The following is a 5,198-nucleotide window of genomic DNA, read 5'->3' on the forward strand; positions in this document are numbered from 1 at the left end:
GGGCCACCCCGCCCGCCGGTCCCGGGTGCGTCGGTGGTCCAGGGCGCCGGGACGCTGTCCTACGCTCCGGACGGGACAGATCAACCCGGGGGTGGAGAGAGGGAGCCTGATGGGCACCCCGTACCCCGCTGGCACCGCGCCGGACGCCGCCATCGCCTCCGGGGACGAGCCCCGCCGGTGACCGGGAAGAGGACCGGCGGCCTCCCGGCGGGAGCCGAGGAGGAGGGCGAGCAGTTCCACGTCGTCCTCACGTTCCGCGACGGAGGCCCGGCCGTCGAGGGCACCTGGTCGGACCGCGCGACCGCCCTGGAGAAGCTCGCTGGATTCATCGGATCCCACGGGAGCGTGCCCGGCACTGCCGTGGTGCTGTGGCGGGAACGCTCCGACGGTCGCCGGGAGCGGCTGCGGACCTGGACCGAGAGCGACGGCCTCACCATCCACGACGAGAGCTGACACCGCCCCGTATTCGAAGACACGACCCCGCGCCGCCGCCTTCGAATCCAGGGCTTCGGAATGATCACGCCTGCCGTTCCCCGGTCTTCACCCTTACCTCGCGTCAGGTGCCGGCGGAGCACCAGCGGCCGCGTGCCAGGGGCTGTGAGGTCCGGGATGGGCTCCGGGCCGCAGGACGCGGCCCGGGAGTGGCCTCACCCCGCCGCGCTGTCTGTGCCGGGCGGCGGGGATGATGCCCTGGTGACAACCTTTGAGCTCTTCGCGGACTACTTCCAGCTGCATGTCCTGGACGAGGGGTCCGAAGGCGACTTCGGCGGCGTGTGGAACAGCCAGAGCGTCCTGGACGGGCTCGCCGTCCTCGAAGACGCCCTGGCCATCGGCACGGCGGTCAACGACACCGTGGCGGTCGGCGTCCGCGTCCTCGCCCGTCGGCCGGACGACGACAGCGCAGACTTCGACCACGTCGTGGAGGCGAGTCTCCACGCCCCTTCGGGACGGCTCGTCATGATGGGCTGCACCGATTACCTGCCCGACGCGGCCCGGGTCGACGTGGCCGCCGGCTGGACCCGCGTCCGGGCCTCGCGCCGGAACCTCGCCCAAGCTGTCCGCTGGTCCGAGTCGGAAGAGGGGCCCGAAGCGATGGAGGAGGTCCGGCTCCAGATCTGGCCGGCCCCGTTCTCCCCGCCGCGCATCGTCAAGCGCTGGACAGCGGAGGCGCAGAGCTAGTCCCGGGGGGCTCGGCCCTTCCGTGCTCACCGCGCCGAAAACCCGCGCACCCCCACGGCATCCATCCTCTTCCCCCGGGACTCCCGCCGGGAGCGCGCGCCCGTCCGAAGAACGGAGCCGTACGCTCCCGGTCCGTTCCTATGGGGCTTCCGGCGCGCGGTCGAGCCGTACGGCCTCGGCCCGGATCGGACCCGCGAGCCGGGCCGCCCGTTCCGGGTTGCGTTCCTTCGCCTGGCGCAGGCGGTCCTGCTGCCGGCGGATGGTGCTGGTCTCGGCTTGGCGGCGCCGCTCGTGCAGGACGGGGTCCTGGTCGGCCGGGCCGGGCAACTGGAGGCGGCAGCAGGGGCACTCGATCAGGGAGGCGCCCGCGGGGTGGGGCACCGGCTTGTGGCAGCGGGAGCATTCCTCGGTCCGGTCGGGCTCGGCGACGTCGTGGGCTCCGATCCGGTACCGGGACGAGCAGAAGACGCACCGGATCTCGGCCGGCCAGCCGGCGGCGCCGTCCGGGAGCAGCGGTGCGGTGACGGATCCGGCGGGGCCGGTCAGGCCGCACTGCGGGCACTCGGTGTACGGGGGCAGCGGGAGCGGGCCCTCCTCCTCGTAGCGGCGCACGAGCCGCCGGATCCGCCCCTCCTCACCGAAGTCGAAGGCGGGCTCGATCTCCCCTTCCACGATCTCCGGCTCGATCATCGCCAGCTCCGCCGACGGAACCGGCACCGGCACCGGGGCTGGGGTGGGGAGCGTTGTCCGGGCGGGGCCCACGGGGAGGGTGAGCGCCATGGCGTCGGGATCGTGCCCGAGTTCGGCGGCCAGCGCCCGGATCGCCGCCCTGGCCGCTCGCGCCTTCGTCCGGATCGCCGCGAGCCGGGCCTCGTCCGCTGCCTCGACGGCAGCCTCGTCCGCCGCGGGCGCGACCTCGCGCAGCGCGGCCAAGGCCTCCGACCGCAGGGCGTCCGCCGAGGGTCTGGCCCTGACGCGGCGGGCCCGCATCCGGCAGGTGGCTCCGCAGAACCGCTTCGCGCGCCCGCCGGGCGCGTTAACGATCGGCCGTCGGCACTCCGGCCCGGCACAGACCCCGTCCACCGGCATCGCACCCCTCGCATGAATCGTTACCAGCCCCTGCCGTTACGTTATAGCGGAGGGCCGTCCCGATCGTCACGCCCGGGGCATGTCACGATTTGCGGTCCGGGCCGTTCCGGTGCCCGCTCCGCGGCGGCCGGGGCCCGGCCGGTCCGGTCACGCCTGCGTTTGGTGGCCTTTCTGGCCGGCCGCGGTGTCGCGTTCCGGCGCCGGGGGGAGGGTGAGGCCCTCGTGGAGATCCGACGGCCACAGGTGCCGCTGGAGGGCGATCTCCAGGTGGAGGACCGTCTGGGCGTCCGGCGATCCGGTGCCGTCCAGGATCCGCGCGATGGTGGGGTGGGTGCAGCGGGCCCGCTCGCCGATGGCGCGCGCACTCAGGCCCTGGTCGGCGAGCGCCCTGGCGAGGCGGGCGGCAAGGATCTGGCCGAGGCGCGCGGTGGCGGGCGCGTCGGCGGCGAGTCGACCGGTGGGCCACTCGCCCTCCTCCAGGAACGAGACGGGCGGTAGGTCCTTCTTTTTGCGCACGCTGGGCCGTCCTCAGTCAAGATCCGCAGTTGACCAGTGACCCAATTGTCCGAGGAGGGCGGGGGGCCGCGGGGGACCGCCCCACGGGTGGTACGTTTGTTTTCCATTCGGGGGTGGCCCCCGTGGCGACGCTGGGGGGCGGGCGTGGCGACGATGTTCGCCGGGGTGGACTGGGCCGATGGCTGGCTGGACTGCGCCGTGGTCCGCCGGGACGGCCGCCGGCTCGGGCATGTGCGGATCGTGTACGAGGACACCTCGGACCCGGTCTCCGACTACCTCGCCTTCCTGCGGGCCCACAACCGCACCAGGTGGCGGACGATCCCCACCGCGATCGAAGATCCCCATCTTCTGTTCGTGGAGGGTCTGGCCGACCGCGGGATGCCGGTGGTCCACGTCGACGCCACGCTGGCCGCCCGGGCGCGGAAGGCCGCCACCCTGGACAGCATCAAGTCCGACCGGGCGGACGCGTACCTGCTGGCCGACATGCTCCGCACCGGAGCCGGGTCCTTACCCCGGATCGTGCTCCCCTCCCCGCAGATCCGGGGCCTGAAGGTGGTGGCCCACGCGTACACCCACGCGGTGTCCGCCCGCGCGCGGCTCATGCACCAGCTCCGGGCCGTGCTCTCGGCCTACTTCCGGGCGGCGGTCACCGCGTGGCCGAAGCTCGGCCTGCGCCACCCGCAGGCCCGCGCGGTCCTGACGGCCGCCCCTTCCCCCCGCCGGGCCGCGGCGCTGGACCGCGCCGCCTACGCCCGCGCGCTGGAGGCCGCAGGACGATGGCGCACGGTGGACGACGAGGCGCACCGCCTCCGACTCCACTTCCGGCGGCCGGCGCTGCTGACGCACCCGGACGTGGAGGAAGCCCGCGCACTGGAGATGCTCTCGCTGCTGGGGGCGCTGACCGCGGCGTGCGAGCGGGCGGCCGCCCTGAAGGCCGAGCTCGCCCTGCGGTTCCGCGCACACCCCTGGGCGCGGACCGTGGCCTCGTTCCCCGGGATCGGGGACGTCGTCGGCGGGCAGCTGCTCGGCGAGATCGGCGACCGGCTGGAGCGGTTCGCGTCCGCGCGGGCCCTGTGCGCCTACGCCGGGGTGGTACCGGTGACCTGGGCTTCGGGCACCTTCAGCCGGGTGGCGATGCGCCGCTCGGCGAACCAACTCCTGCGCTCGGCGCTGTTCCAGGCGGCGTTCTGCATGACCTCCCACTCCCCCGGCGCGAAGGCGTACTACCGGACGCGGCGCGAGCGGGGCGCGGACCACGCGACGACGATCCGGAACATGGGAGTGCGGATCGCCTCCTCCCTGTACCACTGCCTGCGGCACGGCGTGCTGTACGACGAGGCCGCGGCCTGGCCGAGGCAGCACCCCCGCACCGGGGGCGAGGCGCAGGTGAGGCTCCCCCTGCCCTGAGAGGTGGCCGGGGCCGCTGGTGCCGCCCGGACGACGGTCCGGGCGGTTCTTCCGCTCCCGGCGCCAGGAGCGGCCCGCGGGCGGGCGGCCGGGACATGCCCGTGAACATCCCGGGCCCGAGAGCCCCCACGTGGGAACGGCAGCCCCACACGCCGCCCGCCCGCCACCGACCACACCCAACCCCGTTGAGGAGCATCATGACCGCCGTCCTGCACGCCCCGACCGCCGTCCTGCACAGCAACCTGCCCCCGGGGAGCCCCGGGTGGCACGCGGTACGGCGCTCCGGGGTGGCGGCGAGCGAGATCGCCTCCGTGCTGGGATTGTCGCCCTTCGAGACGCGCGAAGCGCTCCTCGCGCGCAAACGCGGCGCCCCGCCGGCCCCTCTCCCGCCGCGGAACGCCGAGCTCGCCGCCCTGGGCCTGCGTCTGGAGCCCGACGTCGCCCGCATGTTCGCCCGGCGGCACCCGGAGTTCACCGTGGTCGCCACCGGGATGTGGCAGCACATCCAGCGGCACTGGCAGTTCGCCTCCCCCGACCGCATCCTTCTGTCCCCGGCGCGCAGGATCCTCGCCCTGCTGGAGATCAAGACGGACCCCACCGGCGAGGGCTGGGGCCCGGACGGCACCGACCAGATCCCCGCCCACTGCCGGGCCCAGGTCCTCTGGCAGATGGACACGTTGTCGATCCCGCTCGCCTACGTCGGACTCCGGATCGGCGACGAGGAGACCTGCCGCGAGTACCGGGAGTACCGGATCGCCCATGTGCCCCTGGAGGCGGCGGCCGCGCGGGCCGAGGCCGAAGCCTTCCTCGCCGAGGTCAAGGCCGGCGAGCCGGAGCCCAGCCGCCCGGGGGCGTGAAAGGCCGTGAACGGCCGGCCCGGCGACATCACCGTGACCCTGTACGGGGGTCCGTACGACGGGATGGAGGTCGAGGTCGAGCGGGACGACCCGGAACCGTGGATCGCGATCATCACGGACGGCGCGCCTGCGGGGCGCGCCGTCTACGCC

Annotated in this window: 6 protein-coding genes; 4 read left to right on the plus strand and 2 right to left on the minus strand. The window is 74.4% G+C overall.

The window, feature by feature from the left end; genetic code table 11:
* Positions 1-177: 177 nt before the first annotated feature.
* Both ACFVIM_RS32560 and ACFVIM_RS32565 read left to right on the plus strand, forming a co-directional pair.
* Positions 178-453 (plus strand): hypothetical protein, encoded by a 276-nt coding sequence (locus ACFVIM_RS32560; protein WP_384309203.1) that lies wholly within the window; start codon positions 178-180, stop codon positions 451-453.
* Positions 454-693: 240 nt separating this feature from the next.
* On the plus strand, positions 694-1,179 hold the full coding sequence (locus ACFVIM_RS32565; RefSeq protein WP_384309206.1) for a hypothetical protein: 486 nt from the start codon (positions 694-696) through the stop codon (positions 1,177-1,179).
* 138 nt (positions 1,180-1,317) lie between these two features.
* Here ACFVIM_RS32565 and ACFVIM_RS32570 read toward each other — a convergent pair whose 3' ends face one another.
* Both ACFVIM_RS32570 and ACFVIM_RS32575 read right to left on the minus strand, forming a co-directional pair.
* Complete coding sequence (locus tag ACFVIM_RS32570) at positions 1,318-2,268, minus strand: hypothetical protein (protein ID WP_384309209.1); 951 nt, start codon at positions 2,266-2,268, stop codon at positions 1,318-1,320.
* 147 nt (positions 2,269-2,415) lie between these two features.
* Positions 2,416-2,784 (minus strand): hypothetical protein, encoded by a 369-nt coding sequence (locus ACFVIM_RS32575; protein ID WP_384309211.1) that lies wholly within the window; start codon positions 2,782-2,784, stop codon positions 2,416-2,418.
* Between the two features lie 153 nt (positions 2,785-2,937).
* Here ACFVIM_RS32575 and ACFVIM_RS32580 point away from each other — a divergent pair, with 153 nt between their 5' ends.
* The gene (locus ACFVIM_RS32580) at positions 2,938-4,191 is read left to right on the plus strand and encodes a transposase (protein WP_384309217.1); all 1,254 of its coding nucleotides are present in this window, start codon (positions 2,938-2,940) and stop codon (positions 4,189-4,191) included.
* Positions 4,192-4,388: 197 nt separating this feature from the next.
* Positions 4,389-5,048: a lambda-exonuclease family protein gene (locus ACFVIM_RS32585; RefSeq protein WP_384309214.1), complete on the plus strand. Its 660-nt coding sequence runs from the start codon at positions 4,389-4,391 to the stop codon at positions 5,046-5,048.
* Positions 5,049-5,198 lie beyond the last annotated feature (150 nt).

The organism is Streptomyces sp. NPDC057638, from assembly GCF_042800315.1.
GTDB lineage: Bacteria > Actinomycetota > Actinomycetes > Streptomycetales > Streptomycetaceae > Streptomyces.

Excerpts from the sequence above, each read along its gene's own strand:
- ACFVIM_RS32570 (WP_384309209.1), bottom strand. The coding sequence starts at position 2,268 with ATGCCGGTGGACGGGGTCTGTGCCGGGCCGGAGTGCCGACGGCCGATC.
- ACFVIM_RS32580 (WP_384309217.1), top strand. The coding sequence starts at position 2,938 with ATGTTCGCCGGGGTGGACTGGGCCGATGGCTGGCTGGACTGCGCCGTG.
- ACFVIM_RS32585 (WP_384309214.1), top strand. The coding sequence starts at position 4,389 with ATGACCGCCGTCCTGCACGCCCCGACCGCCGTCCTGCACAGCAACCTG.